The organism is Janibacter sp. CoH_79_TC_3, assembly GCF_058197955.1.
In genome coordinates, this window is sequence record NZ_JBXWIV010000006.1 from 20,265 (window position 1) to 41,662 (window position 21,398).

The 21,398-nt window shown below is 42.5% G+C and carries 16 protein-coding genes; 6 read left to right on the forward strand and 10 right to left on the reverse strand.

Features of this window, described 5'->3' with window-relative positions; translation table 11 throughout:
- Nucleotides 1–485 precede the first annotated feature (485 nt).
- Nucleotides 486–944: a DIP1984 family protein gene (locus tag AC2FA3_RS07380; protein WP_490509026.1), complete on the reverse strand. Its 459-nt coding sequence runs from the start codon at nucleotides 942–944 to the stop codon at nucleotides 486–488.
- Nucleotides 945–1,241: 297 nt separating this feature from the next.
- Here AC2FA3_RS07380 and AC2FA3_RS07385 point away from each other — a divergent pair, with 297 nt between their 5' ends.
- The 3 genes from AC2FA3_RS07385 to AC2FA3_RS07395 all read left to right on the forward strand — a co-directional run bounded on the left by AC2FA3_RS07385 (nucleotide 1,242) and on the right by AC2FA3_RS07395 (nucleotide 5,885).
- Complete coding sequence (locus tag AC2FA3_RS07385; protein WP_490509027.1) at nucleotides 1,242–2,243, forward strand: DUF4062 domain-containing protein; 1,002 nt, start codon at nucleotides 1,242–1,244, stop codon at nucleotides 2,241–2,243.
- A 752-nt stretch (nucleotides 2,244–2,995) separates the two neighbouring features.
- The gene (locus AC2FA3_RS07390) at nucleotides 2,996–4,180 is read left to right on the forward strand and encodes an acyl-CoA dehydrogenase (protein WP_490509028.1); all 1,185 of its coding nucleotides are present in this window, start codon (nucleotides 2,996–2,998) and stop codon (nucleotides 4,178–4,180) included.
- Between the two features lie 241 nt (nucleotides 4,181–4,421).
- Complete coding sequence (locus tag AC2FA3_RS07395) at nucleotides 4,422–5,885, forward strand: NAD-dependent succinate-semialdehyde dehydrogenase (protein WP_490509029.1); 1,464 nt, start codon at nucleotides 4,422–4,424, stop codon at nucleotides 5,883–5,885.
- A gap of 116 nt (nucleotides 5,886–6,001) precedes the next feature.
- Here the strand turns inward: AC2FA3_RS07395 and AC2FA3_RS07400 are convergent, their stop codons facing one another.
- The 8 genes from AC2FA3_RS07400 to AC2FA3_RS07435 form a co-directional block, all read right to left on the reverse strand.
- Nucleotides 6,002–7,423, reverse strand: a complete 1,422-nt coding sequence (locus AC2FA3_RS07400) for a glycosyltransferase (protein ID WP_490509030.1) — start codon at nucleotides 7,421–7,423, stop codon at nucleotides 6,002–6,004.
- Nucleotides 7,424–7,583: 160 nt separating this feature from the next.
- Nucleotides 7,584–8,456 carry a TIGR03915 family putative DNA repair protein gene (locus AC2FA3_RS07405; protein ID WP_490509031.1) on the reverse strand — a complete coding sequence of 291 codons (873 nt, stop codon included), beginning with the start codon at nucleotides 8,454–8,456 and terminating at the stop codon, nucleotides 7,584–7,586.
- A gap of 72 nt (nucleotides 8,457–8,528) precedes the next feature.
- On the reverse strand, nucleotides 8,529–9,797 hold the full coding sequence (locus AC2FA3_RS07410) for a putative DNA modification/repair radical SAM protein (protein WP_490509032.1): 1,269 nt from the start codon (nucleotides 9,795–9,797) through the stop codon (nucleotides 8,529–8,531).
- A gap of 273 nt (nucleotides 9,798–10,070) precedes the next feature.
- Nucleotides 10,071–11,000 (reverse strand): hypothetical protein, encoded by a 930-nt coding sequence (locus AC2FA3_RS07415; RefSeq protein WP_490509033.1) that lies wholly within the window; start codon nucleotides 10,998–11,000, stop codon nucleotides 10,071–10,073.
- Nucleotides 11,001–11,391: 391 nt separating this feature from the next.
- Nucleotides 11,392–11,868 carry a transcription elongation factor GreA gene (gene greA / locus AC2FA3_RS07420; RefSeq protein ID WP_490509034.1) on the reverse strand — a complete coding sequence of 159 codons (477 nt, stop codon included), beginning with the start codon at nucleotides 11,866–11,868 and terminating at the stop codon, nucleotides 11,392–11,394.
- A gap of 409 nt (nucleotides 11,869–12,277) precedes the next feature.
- Entirely contained in the window at nucleotides 12,278–15,532 is a 3,255-nt protein-coding gene (gene carB, locus AC2FA3_RS07425; RefSeq protein WP_490509035.1) for a carbamoyl-phosphate synthase large subunit, read from the reverse strand.
- A 146-nt stretch (nucleotides 15,533–15,678) separates the two neighbouring features.
- Nucleotides 15,679–16,911 (reverse strand): glutamine-hydrolyzing carbamoyl-phosphate synthase small subunit, encoded by a 1,233-nt coding sequence (gene carA / locus AC2FA3_RS07430; protein ID WP_490509036.1) that lies wholly within the window; start codon nucleotides 16,909–16,911, stop codon nucleotides 15,679–15,681.
- Nucleotides 16,912–17,300: 389 nt separating this feature from the next.
- Nucleotides 17,301–17,849 (reverse strand): phosphatase PAP2 family protein, encoded by a 549-nt coding sequence (locus AC2FA3_RS07435; protein ID WP_490509037.1) that lies wholly within the window; start codon nucleotides 17,847–17,849, stop codon nucleotides 17,301–17,303.
- Between the two features lie 284 nt (nucleotides 17,850–18,133).
- Here AC2FA3_RS07435 and AC2FA3_RS07440 point away from each other — a divergent pair, with 284 nt between their 5' ends.
- A complete protein-coding gene (locus AC2FA3_RS07440; RefSeq protein WP_490509038.1) occupies nucleotides 18,134–18,670 on the forward strand; it encodes a gamma carbonic anhydrase family protein in 537 nt (178 codons plus the stop codon).
- 128 nt (nucleotides 18,671–18,798) lie between these two features.
- Here the strand turns inward: AC2FA3_RS07440 and AC2FA3_RS07445 are convergent, their stop codons facing one another.
- Entirely contained in the window at nucleotides 18,799–19,245 is a 447-nt protein-coding gene (locus AC2FA3_RS07445) for a hypothetical protein (protein WP_490509039.1), read from the reverse strand.
- 196 nt (nucleotides 19,246–19,441) lie between these two features.
- Here AC2FA3_RS07445 and AC2FA3_RS07450 point away from each other — a divergent pair, with 196 nt between their 5' ends.
- Together AC2FA3_RS07450 and prfB are read left to right on the forward strand one after the other, a co-directional pair.
- Entirely contained in the window at nucleotides 19,442–20,152 is a 711-nt protein-coding gene (locus AC2FA3_RS07450; RefSeq protein WP_490509040.1) for an HAD family hydrolase, read from the forward strand.
- A gap of 106 nt (nucleotides 20,153–20,258) precedes the next feature.
- Nucleotides 20,259–21,354, forward strand: a protein-coding gene (prfB, locus tag AC2FA3_RS07455; RefSeq protein WP_490509041.1) for a peptide chain release factor 2 whose coding sequence is annotated in 2 segments (ribosomal slippage) — nucleotides 20,259–20,330 and nucleotides 20,332–21,354 — 1,095 coding nt in all. Because the reading frame shifts where the segments join, the coding sequence is not laid out codon by codon here.
- Nucleotides 21,355–21,398: the final 44 nt, after the last annotated feature.

The window sequence follows — 21,398 nt, forward strand, 5'->3', positions numbered from 1 at the left end:
CATGGTTATTGAGTGTGGTTTAAATGCTTAAATTTATCGCGTACATCATACACATATGATATCACTGCGACGGTTTAATTGGGTAACAGAGTGCTAATTTTGCTCTCAGAATGACGGTTTTTAGACGTAAACTACTCTGGTTAATTGTCTTAAATGATTTTCTACTGACGGTTTGGCGTAGAAGATAAGGAAATGGCATTCAATGGGACTGGCGAAAAGGTGCAAAGTATTAAAACTAAGATTGAAACCGACTGTCAGTGTCTGGTAGTAAGGTCTAAATGGTGCCTTGTGAGCGGTGACGGGTGCAGGGCATGAGTAGTAAAAAAAGCGTCTGCCCGCAACGCGTGACGGACACTACAGTATATTTTCAACCCCCTGCTGTGTAGGTTTGGGGTCTAACACTCGCCCAGTCGGTTCCAAAGGGGCAGTCCATGCACTTATATAAAGCACATAGAAAATTCTAAAACTAACAGATCAAAAGTTAGTTATTCAATAAGGTCAATTTGCCAGTTATTGGCTTGAATGACAATATTAATCTTGCGTAGCTTGATCGCGATGTCATCGGCTTGCTTTTGTAAGCCTGCGACTGAGACCATAATATTCCATTTAATCTCGCGAGGGCTATAACGGTCAATCTCGCTGCCCGTGGCTTCAATGGTCTCCATTAATAATTTATGACGTATCTCTAATGTATCACGCTCGACCAATAACGTCAGCATCGACTGACCTTTATCGGTCACTGCAATGGCATTAGTACGGTGAATACGTTCAATGAGAATGGATAACTCGGTAATAATTTGGCTGGCTTCAATCATCAGCGCGTTTGGGTCTTCGCTTGGTGTATCGCCTTCTTGGACTTTAACGTTGCTACGAATACGCCCTTTAATTTGGGCGAGCTTCTTTTGCATATCGCTACGGATCAGTAGAGCTTCGGCGAGTTTCATTATTTACTCCAATACTTTTATTATTATTAATATTTACGTTAAAGTTTAACGCTTGTTATCTTTCAATACAAACCATATAGCATAGCTTATACACCACTCCTACCAAATCGTCTTATATTTGCATCACATCATCAATACTATGGCATCTGTGAGGCTTTAATTAGTTGATCATACGCTTTTGGAAGAATAGGAACGCTAATATACTAATTCTGGTAAATAATTAAATATATCAACTATAATTCAATAAGTTTTCTAAAATATAGAAAATAAACTATAAATAAGGTGAGGTCAGTAGGTATGGATAAGAGATATCAAGTATTTGTAAGTTCTACATTCGCAGACTTAAAAGATGAGCGAAGTAATGTTATTCAAACATTAATGGAAATGGACTGTATACCAGCTGGTATGGAGTTATTTCCTGCCTTAGATGAAGAGCAATTTGAATTCATTAAAAAAGTGATTGATGACAGTGATTATTACCTACTTATAGTTGGTGGTAGGTATGGCAGTCTGTCTGAAGAAGGTATTAGCTATACAGAAATGGAGTATGACTATGCTATCCGTAAAGGTATTAAGGTGATTGCATTAGTACATGGTAGTCCTGAGAAACTAGCTGTTGAAAAAGTAGAGATAGATTCTGATGCTCAACAAAAACTAAAAGTATTTAAACAGAAAGTTACTACTAATCGTTTAGTTAAGTTTTGGAATGATGCAAAAGAACTATCTGGCTTAGTCGCGTTGAGCTTACCCAAAACAATTAAAACCTATCCGGCTATTGGATGGATAAGAGGTAACGAAGCAACTGATAACACCGAATTATTAAAGCAACTAAATGACCTTAGACAAGAAAATAATAAGCTTGAAAAACAGGTTGAAGAGTTGCAAAAAAATAAAGGTGAAATCTTGGATTTAGCGCAAGGTGAAGATGAGTTTTTAATTACTGTCCAATGCTATGTTATGGATGGGGAACAATCGGGAAATAAATCCTGGAAACAAGAAGTAACTTGGAATAATTTATTCAAATGTATTGGTCCAAAAATACTTAAAAGACAGAATGAAAGTGTGGTTTTTAATACTTTAAGTGATTATATAGCTTCAATAAAATATGAAAATTTCAATTCGTCACAACTAGACTTTACTGATTTTGAGAGAATAAAAGTTCAATTTTTATCATTAGGCTATATTAATTTTACTGGTATAGGGGCTACTAGCTATTGGGAAATAACCCCTCAAGGTAAAAGCTACTTACTTCAAATAATGTCAATTAAGCGTGGGATGAATGAAGTAGATAATGAGTAAAACTGCCGTTATCGGCTTTCTCGTTATCGGCTTAGAGAAAGCTGTATGACAAGACATTTTTCGTGATTTGATGCTCAGGATTATTTATCTGATTAATCTTACTGAGAGCAAGCTAGTTTGAGACAGTAATCTATAGTACTTTCTCTCTAAACCCCACTGCCAATCCTTCCAGCCAACGCTTGCAGTTTTGGCACAATCATCGCCGTATAGTCATCGCTTTTTCAGTTAGCACTTGGCACACTGGCATTGAGCGAATATGCATATTGCCCAGTCGCAACATCAAAAACATCAACGGCCACTGCCAATATGTCAGTAGAAAACTCACCATCTGATACTGTATAACCATACGCTTGATAATGTTCTGCGGCGTTAGAGAGAGCAGATTGCGCGCGGTTATACTCTTCTTTGGATAAATGTTCTTGTAGATTATTTCTAATAACAGCCTGTCTCGTTAGCGAGCTAACCGCATAAAAAGCGCGTCAAATAGCGGTTCGTGTGACAGGTACAGCTGAGCCAACTTGCAAATTGACCGATAGACGAGCAGGGCTATACTTTGCTCAAGGACTGTATTGATTCGATCCAGTAATGGCAGGGCTGATAAAGTTTACAGCGCCGTAAAACTTTGTTTAAATAGATTTAAATTATGAAACTAAGTTTCGCAAAGCAGAATTAGTAAGTCAATCATCTGTGCAGTCAATTTCTTCATTAATCACTACTCGTCGGTCAGGATGACTGACACCAAGGAGCTCCGCATGGCAAAATCTACTAGCCCACGTTTTGATTGGGAAGATCCGTTTTTATTACGCGATCAGCTGACTGACGAAGAGCGCATGGTAACCGATAGCGCCCGTCAGTTTTTTCAAAAAGAGCTCATGCCTGGTATTATTGAAGCGAATCGTAACGAGAAATTTGACCGTAATATCATGCGTCAGATGGGTGAGATGGGCTTACTTGGCGTAACGATTGAAGGTTATGGCTGTGCTGGTTTATCTAGTGTTGCTTACGGTTTGATAGCCAAAGAAGTCGAAGCGGTGGATTCAGGTTATCGTTCGGCGATGAGCGTGCAATCAAGCTTGGTCATGCATCCTATCTGGGCGTACGGCACCGAAGAGCAAAGAGAGAGATATCTGCCTAAGCTTGCCACAGGTGAGTACGTCGGCTGCTTTGGTTTGACTGAGCCAGATTCAGGGTCAGATCCTGCCTCGATGTTGACCCGTGCACGTGCGGTTGATGGCGGTTATGAGCTGACGGGTAATAAGATGTGGATTACCAACAGTCCTATCGCTGATGTGTTTGTCGTTTGGGCAAAAGACGATGCCGATGAGATTCGCGGTTTTATTTTAGATAAAGGTATGAAAGGTTTATCAGCGCCGAAGATTGAAGGTAAGTTTTCACTGCGTGCTTCAGTCACGGGAGAGATTGTGATGGATAAAGTATTTGTCCCTGAGGCCAATGCTTTCCCAGATATCCGTGGACTCAAAGGGCCATTTGGTTGCTTAAATAAAGCGCGTTACGGTATCGCATGGGGTTCAATGGGTGCGGCTGAATTCTGCTGGAAAGCTGCCCGTCAATACACGCTAGATCGTAAGCAATTTGGTCGTCCACTTGCCGCAACGCAGCTCGTACAATTGAAGCTCGCCAATATGCAAACAGAAATCACCTTGGGTCTGCAAGCAGCGCTACGTGTTGGTCGTCTGATGGATGCAGATAATGCAGCTCCTGAAATGATCTCACTTATTAAACGTAATAACTGTGGTAAAGCGCTAGATATCGCACGTATTGCTCGTGATATGCATGGTGGCAATGGTATCTCTGATGAGTTCCACATTATCCGTCATGTGATGAACTTAGAGGCAGTCAATACTTATGAAGGCACGCACGATATTCACGCCCTCATCTTAGGTCGCGCGCAGACAGGGATTCAAGCGTTCTTTTAGTTCTTATTACAGGTTAATAGCCGCTTACCTTATATAAAAGGTATTTCTTATGTTGTGAACTGGTTGTATTACCCATGAAATGGTGAGAGAAGTGTGAGTAAGGGTGGCTAGTCGGTTTTATGTTTTTTATAATAGTTAGATGTGTGACGTATAAAGTACAAGATAGAGTTTTAGCTTTTATAGCAGCTATTATCGTACCCATGATGATATACAAGCAATAAATAAAATAAGGACAATAATAATGGCTAGTCATGTGAAATTATCCAATCAAAATTTAATCAAGCAACAATGTTTAATAAAAGGCAGTTGGAAAGATTCCAGCGATGGTGAAACTATCGATGTGCAAAACCCCTTTAACGGCGAAGTTATTGGTACGATTCCGAGTTTGACGGAGCAAGATATCTTAGATGCCGTTGCTTATTCCAATGAAAAGCAAGGTTCTTGGGCTGCCAAAACTGCACATGAACGCGGCGAGCTATTGCAAAAATGGGCAGATCTCATTGATGACAATCGCGAAGATTTAGCGGTGCTTATGACTACTGAGCAAGGTAAGCCCTTAACCGAGTCGCGCGGTGAGATTGATTATGCTAATAGCTTTATCCGCTGGTTTGCCGAAGAAGGGAAGCGCGTTTATGGCGATGTTATACCCGCAACCAATGCAAATTTGCGCCACGTAATTATTAAGCAGCCTATTGGAGTCTGCGCCATTATTACGCCATGGAATTTCCCCGCGGCGATGATCACCCGTAAAGTTGCTCCAGCGCTTGCAGCAGGCTGTACCGTTATTATTAAACCTGCGACCGAAACGCCTTTTTCTGCTTTAGCACTTGGCGTATTGGCTGAGCAAGCAGGCATTCCTGCAGGTGTTATTCAAGTGGTAACTGGTAAATCGTCGGTCATCGGTGAGGTTTTGACCAGTGATGAGCGCGTTAAAAAACTATCCTTCACTGGTTCCACCGAGGTCGGTCGTACTTTAATGGCACAGTGCGCACCGACCATCAAAAAGCTATCATTAGAGCTTGGTGGCAATGCACCTTTTATTGTGTTTGAAGATGCCGATCTGGAAGCGGCAGCAGAAGGCCTTATCGTCTCTAAATTCCGTAATGCCGGTCAAACTTGTGTCTGTGCCAATCGCACTTATGTACAAGCAAGCATCAAAGATAAGTTTTTGGACATCTTTACCAAAAAAGTAAAAGCGCTTAAAGTTGGTAACGGTATGAATAAAGGCGTCGATATTGGGCCTTTAATCAACGAAGATGGTTTGAAGAAAGTCCAAAACCTACTTAAAGATGCTACTGACAAAGGCGCTAAAGTCATTACTGGCGGCGATCCTAATGATGCCTCAAAGCTAAGCTTTAATCCAACCGTATTGACTAATTTGACATCTGATATGGATATCGCACAAGAGGAGATATTTGGTCCTGTTGCTACGATATTTACTTTTGAAGATGAAGCAGAGGCCATCAAGAAGGCTAATGATACCATTTTTGGTTTAGCCGCTTATTTTTATAGTAGAGACTATGCACGCTCTTGGCGGGTAACAGAAGCCTTAGAGTATGGCATTGTCGGGCACAATACTGGTTTGATATCGACTGCAGTAGCACCGTTTGGTGGCGTCAAGCAATCTGGCTTTGGCCGTGAAGGATCAAAATATGGTATTGAAGAATATATAACCATCAAATACTGGTGTTCTGACATTAGTTAATTGTCGAGGTTCATATTTTTTTTATTTTTATAAAACCATAAATGGGATTCAGTAATATGAATCCCATTTTTTGAAGATGAAAAGCCATAAGTAGGTTTCAATATTATTAGCTAATTTTAGTCTAACCTATTACTCTTCAAAGAATCCTGATCTAAAGACTGCTTATCTAAGGCTTCAGTATCCAGTTTTTTATCCTTTAAAATTATACTATGTTTATTTTCCACCACTTCATTGCCAGGTTTCATAGCACGATTATTATGCTCAATCGTTTTATTCTTTTTGAGATTAACGGCTGTTGCAGGCTCTGGAGTGACCAAGCGCTCAGAGAGTTTATCAAAAGGTTTTAGCGTCGGTTTCAGACTCTTTTTAATTCTTTTAACCGCTGCTGCATCTGCCTGTGCTTGTTCTTCTGCAAGCGACTGGTCATATAAACCTCGATACACGGCGAGAGTTTCGTCAATCATCTCACGCATGGTGAATTTGTTGGTCATCTCAGGGCGCGTGACACTCTCTAGCTGGTTGCGTACCGCTTTACAGAGCGCTTTAGCATTATATTTTTTCACCAATCCTTGCGGATAGAGTGGCTGTAAAATCTCGCTAAATGCCGCTTGATCCCAGCCAATCACAGGCGTACCTAAATGGATGGCTTGTAAGGCATTGATACCAATCGATTCGGGTTCGTTGGCTAGCGCCATGACGATATTAGCAGCTGACAGCCATTCGCGCATGTCATTACGTTTGCTACCGACATAGGTTATATGCTCAGAAAGCCCAAGCGTATTGCTACGTTGGCGGAAGTCTTCATGCGCCACATCACCCTCGCGATAATCTTCATCCATAATAATGACATGGATATTGGGAAATTGTCCTTGTAGATTACCCAAAATATCAATCAGCCATTCTTGCCCATATTCATTGCCAATGATAGTCGGAAAAACCAGCCATTTTTTATGTTCAAGCTCAGGATATTCGGCAAACGTATGCCGCAACCAATAAACAGAAGGGTTGTGTCGATATGGGTAGCGGCGGGTATCGACACCGCGATAGATGCGTTTAATGACTTTGGGTTCTAGCTCCTCACGGCGCAGGCCTTTTTTTAGATAATTGGTGACGCTATCAGAGACCGTGATTATGGTATCGACATCGAGTAGCGCTTGCGAGTATTTATTAATGGGATAAAAGCCATACATGGTCGAGACCAGTTTTGGTCGACGCTTGACGCGCGCTCGGCGCAGTGCTAAATGTAGTACCCATGCAGGTGTGCGCGAATGCACATGAATGACATCAGGGTCATATTTTTCAATCAAGCGACGCAGCGGCGCAACTTGTAGCAGTGACAGCCAAGATTTCTTATTCATATAAAGCTGATGGTAAATATTGCCGTCACGCTTTAGGCGTTTGACCAAGTCGTTTTCTTCATCAGCGCTGGAGATAATGATAGAAGTATGCTCGTTTTTAGCCAAAGCGCGTCCCAGATGAAAAATACCGCGCTCGGATTCATCATGCTTTAAAGACGACAGTAAGCGCATAACTTTCATAATAGCGTTGGTCACCGAATAAGATATCAAGCTGCTATTGTCAGTTAAAAGTGCTGAAAACTCAACCACCAAGATAAAAAGATAAGGTCAAATTTGCCATGCTTTTTTTAGCTAAAAGCAATCATTTAATGACAGTTAACTTAGTATCAATCTTAAAAAGCTAGCGACGTTTTTGTAGATGTTCAGCATTTGGTTGTACTTGCTTCTCACTTAAGTATTTCCAATAGCGCTGCGGTAGGTACTGCTTATGCAGACGTGGGTTTTTACGCTCTTTGATATTGACGTTGGTAAAGTACCCTTGCCAGAATTTCTGATAGCGCTGCTCATCTTCGCTATGAATGCTGGCAGGATTGCGCAGTACCGCATCATCAAGGTCAGTAATCGTTTGCAGGGCAGCGGGGCGCTTGGGCGTGCTTTGGCTTTTGTCATAATAAATACCATAATTACGAGTCAAATCATAAATCGCCCAATGCTGATCTTGATAACGCTGACGAAAATGCTCGCCAATTAATGGCAATACATTAAAATCAGGCTCAACGCGCGCAAAATAAATATCATCAGTCGTATGCTCAAAGCGCACAAAAGCTTCCATACGGTGCTTTTCTCGACCGACAGACTTGACGGTTTGTACCAACTCTAAGACGTTTAGGTTACCCAAATCATCCATAATATGGCGGCTAGGATAGTCAATGGCATATTTAACCACCTGAAATAAAGTCGTGCCGATATTGTCTTTTTCTGATAAAAATCCCCACAGAATATTGCGCATACCCGATCGACCTAATAGCTGATTAAGCTTTACTAATACGCGTTCGGCTTTGTCTTCATCAGTTGCAACACTGGTCGATTGTGAGATTAATGAAGGTACATAGCAGTCTTGAGCAATTAGCTGTAAGGATTCATCGTCCTGTAACTTATTAGCATAGACATAAAATACCGCACTAAGCCAACCTTCAAAACTGGGCTCATAAAGCACAATACTGGGCGTTAATTGACCGACAATATAGTCATGACTTTGCATCAGTTGTGACATTTATGTTCCTACTTAAAATAGCGGTAATTAAAACCGTACTCATTAACACCATGCTAATCAAAATCATGCTGACTAAAACAGCGCCAACTGCCCACTGCGTTGATCTTTATATTTGGTCTGCGTTTGTGCCATTACGTATTGACGGAAGTTGTCACGCGTTAAATGGGCAAGATGTTCGTTTTTACCCGTCGTTGCGATAAAGTATTTGGCGCGATTAACCGCCGCACCCATTTTCTTCAAGTGATAAAGCGTCAACTGATTAAACTTGCGTGCCTTAACTATCTTTTTAGCGGTTTTGGTACCGATACCGGGAATACGCACAATCATCTCGTAAGTGGCGGTTTGAATATTAACCGGAAAATGCTCGCGATGGCGGATTGCCCAAGCAAGTTTCGGGTCGCAATCCAAGTCTAGAAATGGCGAATCTGGCTCGACGATTTCGTGCGCGCCAAAGCCATAAAAACGCATCAGCCAATCCGCTTGATACAGACGATTTTCACGTATCATAGGGACAGGTGTACCGATAGCTGGCAGGCGACTGTCAGATAACATTGGTACATAGCCAGAATAGTAAACGCGCTTAAGATCATATTGCTTATAAAAATGATTCGATAACTGAATCACTTGCAAGTCCGTTTCATTACTAGCGCCAACGATCATTTGACTGGTCTGACCTGCTGGCACAAATTTCGGCGCTTTTTTATGGGTTTTACGGCTCTCACGAATCGTGATGATTTCTTCTTTGACCGTTTTCATCGGTGCTTTTAGTTGCTCATGTGATTTTTCTGGTGCTAGTAAAGCCAATCCTGATTTAGTTGGAATTTCAATATTAACGCTTAAGCGGTCAGCATAAAGACCAGCTTCTAACAACAATTCTTTTGATGCACCGGGAATAGTTTTTAAATGAATATAACCATTAAAACGCTCACGGGTACGCAATATCTTGGCAACCTCGACCAAGCGCTCCATCGTATAATCGCCACTTTTAAAAATACCCGAGCTTAAAAATAGCCCTTCGATATAGTTGCGACGATAAAACTGCATGGTTAAATCGACGACTTCTTCGACACTAAAAGCGGCGCGCGGAGTGTCATTAGTTTTGCGTGAGGTACAATAAGCACAGTCGTAAATACAGTGATTGGTCAGTAGAATTTTGAGTAAACTAACGCAGCGACCATCTTCGGTATAGCTGTGACAAATACCGGTTGCTGAGGCATCGCCAAGGCCACCGCCTTGGTTTTTTCGAGTACCAGCGGAGGATGAACAAGAAACATCATACTTAGCAGCGTCCGCTAAGATATTAAGCTTGCCTTGCAGTCGTTCATAATTGATGGTTGCCATGAGCGGTATTTACCAATGCATTAATGAACGACTATTTTAACAAAATTGGCATTAAGTCATTGTAAGTAGTGGAGAATTTCAAGAACAATACGACAGATAGTGTCGTTAGGTGACAGTAGTTTATTATCGAGAAGTTATAGCTGAAGAATTACTGCCGAAAAGTTACTATCAAAAATAGGTTAGTTGTTTATATTATCTATAAACAAAAAAGCCCTGCATTAGCAGGACTTTTAGAGTAGTTATTCAGCAGATATTTTTTATACAAGATAACTATTATTGAACTTTCGCACGTATAACCACCGTTTGCGGTGCGTTAGCAGGAAGGTCAACCAAGTTCCATTTTAGTCCAGAATAGTTTTCTGTGATGACTACAGTATTGCCAACTTGTTGGATAGTTTGATAGCTGTCGCCGCCAGTGGTGGCAAGCGTTGGCAATGGACTGTTTAATGATACCAGTTGCACGCCGTTTGGTAATGACACCATCGCATTGATATCAGTAACAGGCTGCGCTGTGGTATTGGTATAAGTGGTGTGATATTCGATGATGTCGCCAGGCGCGATATGATTGGCTGGTACGGCTACTTCGCGACCATCTTTGTTTTTTAATATCTTCATGACTTTGGTTTGTGCATTGACCACACCAGGGGTGCTAAACGTTGGGACCAGTTGCAGAGCGTCTAAAGAGGTAGATACGATTTGCGTCGTTGCCGGTTGGTTAGTCACTATGGTCGTCGTTGGCGTATTGATGACTGGCAATTGGGTAGCTGTCATCACAGGCAAGACTTCGGTCACGCTAGTCATTGGCACGGCTATGACATCTACTCTGCTGGTTTGATTGGTCATCTGGTTGGTCACAGGCACGCTCGTAACCGTGGCACTGCCTTGGGTAACGACCTTATTGCTAACACCGTTACTGGCGACTTGGCGAACCGTATAGCGCGGAACATTGGTCACTTGTGTCACCGAAAACGGCATGCCATCTTGCATGGTAATGCTATTAGGCGTTGCGGTGATGACCGCGGTTTTACCATCAGAATACTGCTCGACCACCGTCGTGCTACCAACAGACGAGCTAACCGCTATCTCAGGCGCGGCATTGGCTGTGGCGATAGACATCACTGCGCCTGCCAACAGTGCTGATACTGCGGTAAATGTCGTTGTTTTTTGCATGCTACCTGATGAACGATGAATAGTAGTAGTCATAATAAAGTCCTTTAAAGTTATAATAAGTAAAACAAAAATGACAAACACTTAGATAAAAATACCCTCGTTAATTGACTCTATAGAGCAGATCAACGAGGGTAGCAGTACTGATAATAGTCAGAAACAGCCAAAAGATATAAGCTATCTATCGAGGCGTGTTATCAAACTATTAAATAACCAATTTATCCGTCATTATTTTAATGAATAGCTAAGTATGTGCCATGCGCCCAATTATTTAGCCATTTCAACTCAACAATTATGCGCTAAAACGAATTGAGTAGAAAAGCAGCGTTGTGTAACTGCTCTCCTATAAACAATAACTTTTTGTGTGCTTTGCTTTATATATTTCTTAAGAAAACTACTATTTTAATCACTATAAAAGCCAACCAGATTAATCATAAATAACTTTCATGATTTCGTATTCGACCACGCCTTTTGGTGTTTCAATACGAGCTTCGTCGCCTTCAGATTTACCAATCAGACCACGCGCGATAGGCGAGTTGACTGAGATTTTACCGGCTTTAAAATCCGCTTCGTCATCACCAACGATTTTGTATTGTTTTTCTTCTTCGGTGTTCATGTTTTCGATAACGACACTAACACCGAATATAACACGGCCATCCTTTGGTAACGTCGTCGGGTCAATCACTTGCGCGCCGCCAAGTTTGGCTTCGATATCACGGATACGCGCTTCACAAAAACCTTGTTGTTCGCGAGCGGCATGATATTCAGCGTTTTCTTTTAAATCGCCGTGTTCACGGGCTTCAGCAATAGAAGCGGTGATACGTGGACGGTCGACACTTTTTAACTGTTTTAATTCGGCTTCTAGAGCCGCATGTCCTTGCGGAGTCATGGGATAACGTTGCATGTTTTTTCCTTAAACCAATAACACCACACCATCTCCTACTCCTAGTGAATAGTGAGATGGTGTCAGTGTTGTTGCAATGAGTATGTGAATATATAAAAAGAATGATTTTTAGACGGCGTCATCAGTAAATGTGCGCTTATCTATGAACGTATATACACTGCTAGATAATGCACATTAACCTTACGTAATAAAAAGCATAGTCGCAGTTTAGCCACTATGCTTTTTAGGTCTGTCTTTTTAAAACTTTGTTTTTTTAAAGTACTAATTTTTTAAAGCACTTCTTTTCTAAGCAGTACGTTTTTTAAGCACTACTGTTATATGAATATCGATAACACGTTTTGCATCAGCTATTAAACAAGCGGTGCAATTATGCTTAATCTACTGAAATTATGCTGCCAAGTCAATAGAGCTAAGCGATAGTCTTTGCTTGTTCATGCAAATCTTGTAGCTTATACACATCAAATGGTAAGTCAATAGCATAAGATTTACAAACCGCATCTGCCGCCCCTAGGGTCGTCACATAAAACACTTTACCTTGTAGAGCACTACGGCGGATAGAGAATGAATCCTCTTGGGCCTGTTTGCCCTCAGTGGTATTGATAATAAGGTCGATTTTACCATTTTTCAAGGCATCGACGATATGCGGGCGACCTTCAGTGACCTTATTGATTTGTTTGCACTCAATACCATTCTCAGCAAGCACTTTTTGCGTACCAGCAGTCGCAACGATTTTAAAGCCATAGTCGATAAGTTGGCGGGCAATAGGGGCAACTTGTTCTTTATCGCTATCACGTACTGAGATAAAGACAGTTTTGGTTTCGCCCTCAGTTGGCAGACCTGGCAGACGCTCATTACTACCGATAACCGCTTTGTAGAATGCTTCGCCAAAGGTTTTACCTACGCCCATGACTTCACCGGTTGATTTCATCTCAGGGCTCAAGATTGGATCAACACCAGGGAATTTAGCAAATGGGAATACCGCTTCTTTTACCGCGAAAAATGCAGGAACAATCTCGGTAGTAAAACCTTGGTCTTTCAATGACGTGCCAGCCATACAGCGAGCTGCGATTTGCGCTAAAGAAGTACCAATACATTTAGAGACAAACGGCACGGTACGCGCAGCACGTGGGTTAACTTCTAAAATATAAACCGTTTCACCTTTTACCGCAAACTGGACATTCATCAGACCAATAACGCCAAGCTCTTTTGCCATGGCGACGGTTTGCGCGCGCATCACATCACACAGCTCATCAGATAATGAGTAAGGCGGCAGTGAACAGGCTGAGTCACCAGAGTGTACGCCCGCTTGTTCGATATGCTGCATGATACCGCCAATCACCACGTCTGTGCCGTCGCTAACACAATCGACATCGACTTCAATGGCATCATCTAAGAAGCGATCGAGCAATACTGGCGCTTCATTTGAAGCTTGTACGGCGGTACGCAGGTAATGTCTTAGCTCATCTTCGTTATAGACAATCTCCATCGCGCGACCACCAAGTACGTAAGATGGGCGTACAACTAATGGATAACCAACGTCTTTTGCTTTGACCAAACCATCTTCTAAGCTGGTGGCTAAGGCATTGGTTGGTTGAATAAGATTCAATTGCTGAATCATATGTTGGAAGCGTTCGCGGTCTTCAGCGCGGTCAATCGCATCAGGACTGGTACCAATGATTTTGACGCCAGCAGCTTCTAGGGCGCGGGCTAGTTTCAATGGCGTTTGACCACCGAACTGCACAATCACGCCATCAGGATTTTCGATACGGACAATTTCTAACACGTCTTCAAGCGTGATTGGCTCAAAGTAGAGACGATCAGAAGTATCGTAATCGGTCGAAACGGTTTCAGGGTTACAGTTAACCATGATGGTCTCGTAGCCGTCTTCGCGCATCGCAAGCGCAGCATGTACACAGCAATAGTCAAACTCGATACCTTGACCAATACGGTTAGGACCGCCACCGATGACCATGATTTTCTTGTTATTCGTTGGATTGGCTTCACATTCGCTGTCGTACGTTGAGTACATATAAGCAGTACTGGTGGCAAATTCTGCGGCACAGGTATCGACACGCTTATATACTGGATAAACGTTTAAATCCCAACGCTTAGTACGTAGCTGCTTTTGTGAGACACCAAGCAGTTTCGCCAAACGCAAATCTGATAAGCCTTTACGCTTAAAGCCGCGTAAGTTCTTTTCAGTTAAACCACCAAAACCTAAGGCTTTAACTTGCGCTTCGGTTTTGACGATATCTTCAATTTGTACCAAAAACCATGGGTCGATTTTGGTTAAGTTAAACACTTCATCGACACTCATGCCAATACGGAAAGCATCTGCAATATAATAAATACGTTCAGGCGTTGGAATAGTTAAGCGATTATTAATTTCGCTACGTGCCTTTTCAATGCTCACTTTTGATAAGTCAATTTGCTCATCAAAACCATCATTGCCGGTTTCCATGCCGCGCAGCGCTTTTTGCATCGATTCTTGAAAGTTACGACCAATCGCCATCACTTCACCAACCGATTTCATTTGGGTTGATAGCACGTTATCCGCTTGTGGAAATTTTTCAAAGTTAAAACGTGGAATCTTGGTCACGACATAATCAAGCGCAGGCTCAAAGCTCGCTGGCGTTTTGCCACCTGTAATGTCATTTTGCAATTCATCAAGCGTGTAACCAATCGCTAGTTTGGCAGCGATTTTAGCAATCGGGAAGCCAGTGGCTTTTGATGCCAGTGCTGATGAGCGTGATACGCGTGGGTTCATCTCGATGACGACCATGCGACCAGTGTCAGGGTTGATACCGAACTGCACGTTTGAGCCACCCGTTTCTACACCAATCTCACGCAGTACGGCCAATGAAGCATTACGCATGATTTGATATTCTTTATCGGTCAGCGTTTGTGCTGGTGCAACCGTGATTGAGTCGCCAGTATGTACGCCCATTGGGTCAAAGTTCTCAATCGCACAGATGATAATGCAGTTGTCATTTTTGTCACGTACCACTTCCATCTCGTATTCTTTCCAACCGATTAACGATTCATCGATTAGCAATTGATGGTTTGGTGATAAATCAAAGCCGCGCTCACAAATCTCGATAAACTCGTCGCGGTTATAAGCGATACCGCCGCCCGAACCACCCATCGTAAATGAGGGACGAATGATACATGGATAACCCATTTTTTCTTGGGTTGCAAAGGCTTCTTCCATGGTTTCAGCGGTTTCAGCGCGAGGACATTCAAGACCGATACGTTTCATCGCTTTATCGAACAAGTTACGGTCTTCTGCCATCTCAATCGAGTCTTTGGTTGCACCAATCAGCTCGCAGTTATACTTGGTCAATACACCATGCTTATCTAGTTCTAAGGCACAGTTCAGCGCCGTCTGTCCGCCCATCGTTGGCAGGATAGCATCAGGACGTTCTTTAGCGATAATTTGCTCAACCGTCTGCCAAGTGATCGGCTCAATATAAGTCGCATCAGCCATGGCAGGGTCGGTCATGATGGTCGCAGGGTTTGAGTTGACCAATATGACGCGGTAGCCTTCTTCTTTTAGTGCTTTACAGGCTTGAGCGCCTGAATAGTCAAACTCACACGCTTGACCGATGACGATAGGACCTGCGCCTATGATAAGAATACTTTTTATGTCGGTACGTTTTGGCATAGTTAAGGCTACCTTCGTTTGGGTGATATTTTGATTAATCTGTATTTTCAATAACGCTTATCGTGTTTGGTCTGGAGTAGCTTGAAACACTGTCTGTGCTTCAAGCTTTATACTTTTTATTTTGCTTGCTGTTAATTATCGATAGTTTAAGCTTTAGCGGCTGCCATCATCTCTGCAAACTTATCGAACAGTGGCGCGGCATCGTGCGGCCCAGGGCTTGCTTCTGGGTGACCTTGGAAGCTAAAGACTGGCTTATTGGTCAGCTCAATCCCTTGGTTGGTACCATCAAATAATGAGCGATGAGTAGGTTTGACGTTGGCAGGCAGCGTGTCTTCATCAACCGCGAAACCATGGTTTTGACTGGTAATCATAACGGTACCCGTGGCCAAATCTTGTACGGGATGGTTAGCACCATGATGACCGGTTTTCATTTTGATGGTATTTGCACCGCTGGCAAGACCAATCAGCTGATGGCCTAGGCAGATGCCAAAAGTTGGAATGTCCGTTTCTTCAATGATATGACGTACCGCGTCGATGGCATAGTCACAGGCAGCAGGATCGCCAGGGCCGTTTGATAAGAAAATGCCGTCTGGATTCATTGCTAACACATCTGCGATAGGTGTTTGCGCTGGTACGACGGTTACATGACAACCGCGGTCAACAAGCATACGTAGGATATTGGTTTTGCTACCAAAGTCATAGGCGACCACGTTATATTTTGCTTCGACATGCGTACCCAAATGCTTGAAGAAGCCACCCGTACCGCTATCATGGCTACCAGCTACATTACGGTTCAGTAGAGTGTCTGATAAATCCCAGCTACCGGCTGTCCATTCAAACGTCGTCGGTGTACAGCATTCTTTTGCCAAGTCCATCCCTTCGATACCAGCAAATTCTTGCGCCAATTTAATTGCTTGCTGCTCGTCATCATGGCTGATAGTCTCGCCATTAGAAGCCGTCATAATACAACCGTTTTGTGCGCCTTTATCACGTAGTAGGCGGGTCAATTGACGGGTATCAATATCAGCAATAGCGACCGTATCATGGCTCTGTAGATAATCACTCAATGATTGAGAGTTGCGGAAGTTTGAAGTGACCATCGTTGCATCGCGGATAATAAGACCGTCAGCCCACACTTGATGACCGTTACCAGACTCGACATCTTCAGCGTTGGTACCAGTATTGCCAATGTGCGGGTAGGTAAGCGTCACTAGCTGACGCGCATAACTTGGGTCAGTTAGGATTTCTTGATACCCTGTCATGGCTGTATTAAATACCACCTCACCGACACGATGACCAAGACTACCGATACTCAAACCGCGAAAAATCGTACCGTCTGCTAGTGCCAAAATTGCTTGTATTTCTGTCGATGAATTCAAGGGTTGCCTCCGCTGTTATTGGTGAGTGCCATGATGTTTTATGGTAAAAACTTGCTCTAAAGTGCGTTTTAATCTCTATCTAACGGCTGTTAAATAATGATAAAAAAGTGTTAAAGCCAAATTTTTTCCACAAAAAAGCGAGAAGACATCATCGATGAAAAGGTACAGGATTCACTAAGGGGTGAATAAGTAACTTACATCATGTCCGCTCGCTTTGGCACAGATTTTGCGCATTATACTAGAGTTTTGCGTTAAGGGCTAGCACCTTCTCTCGTCTGTTATTTTTCGATCTATATTTAGCGCCATTTTAAGATAAGTACACGTCTTAAGACCAATACTGTCACTTTATTAAATCAGCCCCGTCGTTAATTCAGATAAATAACCGATCGTTAAAAATTATAATGCACCGATACGCCGTAATAGTCGGGTGATAAATTGGTAGCGATATGCAGTTGGTCGTCATAATAGCTTTTGGTTAAATACATACTGCTGGCAATACCTAAGGCAGCGCCCGCCAGAACATCAGTCACATCATGCTCATCGGCCTCAACGCGGCTATATGCCACAAATCCTGCACCAATATAAGCAGGAATGCTATATTCTAAACCATAGCGTTTATGAATAAAGCTGGCACCCTGAAATGCCACTGAAGTATGACCAGAAGGGAAGGAGTCCTCATCACGACCGTTGGGGCGCTCTTTATCTATCACTGACTTTAGCACTTGTGTCGCAGCAATGTTGGTCGCAAATGAATAGTAAAATTGCTGACGACCCTCTTTATCATCCATATAATAAGTGCTACCGTAAGCAGCTGCCGGTATCGCAAAGGCGAGCACATCGCCTACCTTGGTAGTAGAGCTGCTTTCTGCGTGGGCAGGGATGGCAACCATCAAGCTGGTCGATAATAAAATGATAGGGGCGTATTGTTTGCTGATCATTGCTGCGATCCTAAAGAGGGTTGGTGAGCGTTAATTATCCGTATAAAATATTCTGGTCATTTTATATTGATAAATGGCATACGGCTTTATTCTAAATGCTAATTGCTCTATTAATTAGCGGCTCTGTTTATCGGCAGCATTATACTATAAAGTTTTTGTCATTCTTTACAACTATCACGCTTTAGATCATATTTATTTATGACATGATTTTAACGCTATCATTCTTTACGACACACTTTTCACCATGTATAAACTTGTATAAAAATAACAACTAAGGATGGATTATGATTTATCAATATTTAGACAAAGCGCCAGAGTTTGCAGTACCATTTAACGGTTGGGTAGCAGATACCGCTCGCGTGATAGGCGATGTGTATTTGGGTCATAAAGCCAACGTATGGTTTGGGGCAGTGATTCGCGGTGACAATGAGCGCATTCATATTGGCGATTATAGTAACGTGCAAGAAAACAGCGTCATTCATACCGATGCAGGCATTGAGGTAAAAATTGGTAATTATGTCACCATTGGACATTTAGCGATGCTGCATGGCTGCGAAGTTGGTGATAACAGCTTAATTGGTATTGGCGCGGTGGTATTGAACAATGCCAAAATCGGTAAAAACTGTATCATTGGTGCCAAAGCTTTGGTCACCGAAGGTAAAGAGATTCCAGACAATTCGCTAGTGATGGGCGCGCCGGCAAAAGTGGTCAAAACTTTGACAGATGAGCAAGCGGCAATGTTAAAACTGTCGGCAATGCACTATGCGGAACGTTGTCAAAAGTTTAAAACTGGCTTAACAGAAATAGCCATGCCAGATTAATTAATACAGTAGTAATAAGAGTTTTATAATAAAAAAAGGATGGCTTTAAAGTAAGCAATCCTTTTTATGAGTTTTTAGGGTGTTTAATATTGTTTTTGACATTGAGTCGCTTTCTATACAAATGGTTGTTATGCCATTAGCATCATGATCAGCCAAATGATGGCAAAAATGATAATGCCAATAATCAGACCGCGAAAGATATCATGGCGTATAGAATGGTCACTAAGATAATGATTATTACCCGTATCGTCGATATTTAAGGCATTGACGCTTTCAGCACCAGCGCTTTTACCGACGATAAAGCCTGTTAACGCCCCCAAAACTAGCATAAACGGGGTAAATAGCCAGAATATCTCGCCATTACCCATACCGGCAATTGAGCGAATAACAACAATCGCAAGGTCGATAAGTAAGCCGCCAAAACCATATAATAGCGCGTTTAACAGTGCATAAAGCAGACGCTCTAAAGGCGATTGGTAGCTTTTGCCTAATTGCCGTCGTCTGATTTCTCTGATTGAGCGGGCAGGACGTCGCGGTCTATTAGACAAAACGGTTTTATCATCAGGCGCTTTCATAAAGTTCTCTATTGTTATTATCAAGCAGGCTAAAGATAAGCTAATGAGACATTAAAGTAAATAAGTTAGCATAAATTTGTTTGGTAAACAGTAGGCTTATAGGGAATGATGCAGCACGTTTTATATCCGATATTTTTCTGAAATATTTTACATTCAAAAAATTATTCTTTTAATAAATAAAAAATAAGGTTCCATTATGCAGGCAACACAAGCAGGACATGCACCAAAAGAGTTGGCACTCTTTGATTTAGATCATACTTTGCTCGACGTCGATAGCGATTATCTCTGGGGCGAATATATCGTCAAGCATAATCTCGTTGACGAAGCTGAATACCGCACCGCCAATCAAAAGTTTTATCAAGATTATATCGAAGGTACGCTTGATGCGACCGAATATAATGAATTTGTCGCGCAATTTTTAAGTAGCTTACCGATGGCTAGACTGCATGAGCTACGCGAAGACTATATTAAGACTGAAATCGAGCCGCACATTCGCCCAAAAGCCATGGAGGTGCTCTGTCATCACGTTGAGAAGGGTCATGAAGTGGTGATAATTTCTGCGACAAACAACTTTGTGGTATCAGCTATTGCGAAGCGTTTTGGTATTGAAGATGCCAATGTTTTATCGACCCCTCTCGAGATAAGAAACGAGCGCTATACTGGCAAACTAACGGATCAACCAAACTTTAAGGAAGGTAAAATTTACCATCTAAATAAATGGCTGGATAAGCAGCAATCAGTAGGTACTACCTTTGATAAAACCTATGCCTATTCAGATTCTAAAAATGATATTCCATTATTAGAATGGGCGGATGTGGCTATCTGTGTGTCGCCCGATGATGCGCTACATGCGCATGCACTCGCACATCGCTGGGCAGTTGAAGACTGGTCAATTCAGGCGGTTTGAAGTGCTTAAAGGTAAGGCCAGTCATAATTAGCCAACTATTTATCATCAATCTCCTTTAAAATAGCGCCGTATTCGTTAGATATTTATCGTAAAAATAGGAACCTTTATGGAAATTAATCCTTACCAAGAACAAATCAAAGATTTATCTGAGCGTGGGCAGGACCTTCGGAGGTATCTTTGACTTCGATGGCAAGCAAGAACGCTTAGAAGAAGTCAATTTAGAATTAGAAAACCCCGAGCTATGGAATGATCCAGAGCGTGCGACTAAGATTAATAAAGAAAAAAGCCAGCTTGATGGTGTCATCGACGTCGTCGTTTCGCTTGAGACTACTTTAGCAGATGCCTCGGCGATGTTAGAACTAGCAGTTGAGGAAGAAGATGAATCACTGCTGGCGGATGTACAAGCCGAACTGGACGATGCGGAGAAGCGCGTTGCTGATTTAGAGTTCCGCCGGATGTTTAGTGGCGAGATGGACCCAAATAATTGCTATTTGGACATCCAGTCAGGCAGTGGCGGTACCGAGGCACAAGATTGGGCAGAGATGCTGCTGCGTATGTATACACGTTGGGCAGAAGCGCATGGCTTTAAAGTGGACGTTATCGAGGTGTCTGCTGGCGGTGTCGCTGGTATAAAATCGGCAACCATTGAAATTAAAGGCGATTATGCCTTTGGTTGGTTACGGACTGAAATTGGCGTGCATCGCTTAGTCCGTAAATCACCGTTTGACAGTAATAACGGTCGTCATACCTCATTTGCTGCCGTTTTTGTATCGCCTGAAATTGATGATAATATCGAGATTGATATCAATCCAGCTGATTTGCGTATTGATACTTATCGTTCATCGGGCGCAGGTGGTCAGCACGTGAACACCACCGATTCAGCGGTGCGTATTACTCACGAACCGACTGGCGTTGTGGTCACTTGTCAAAACGAGCGTAGCCAACATGGTAATAAAGCCACAGCGATGAAGTTGTTACGCGCCAAGCTTTATGAGCTTGAGATGCAAAAACGGATGGAATCCCAGCAAGCGGTTGAAGATGGTAAGTCTGATGTCGGTTGGGGCAGTCAAATTCGCTCTTACGTACTCGATGACTCACGTATTAAAGACTTGCGTACGGGCGTTGAAACCTTTAATACCGGCGCGGTGCTCGATGGTGACCTTGATCAATTTATCGAAGCGAGTCTTAAGGCTGGACTGTAAAGCTAGACCATAAAGAAATTTTTAAAATATCAACCAACAGTCAA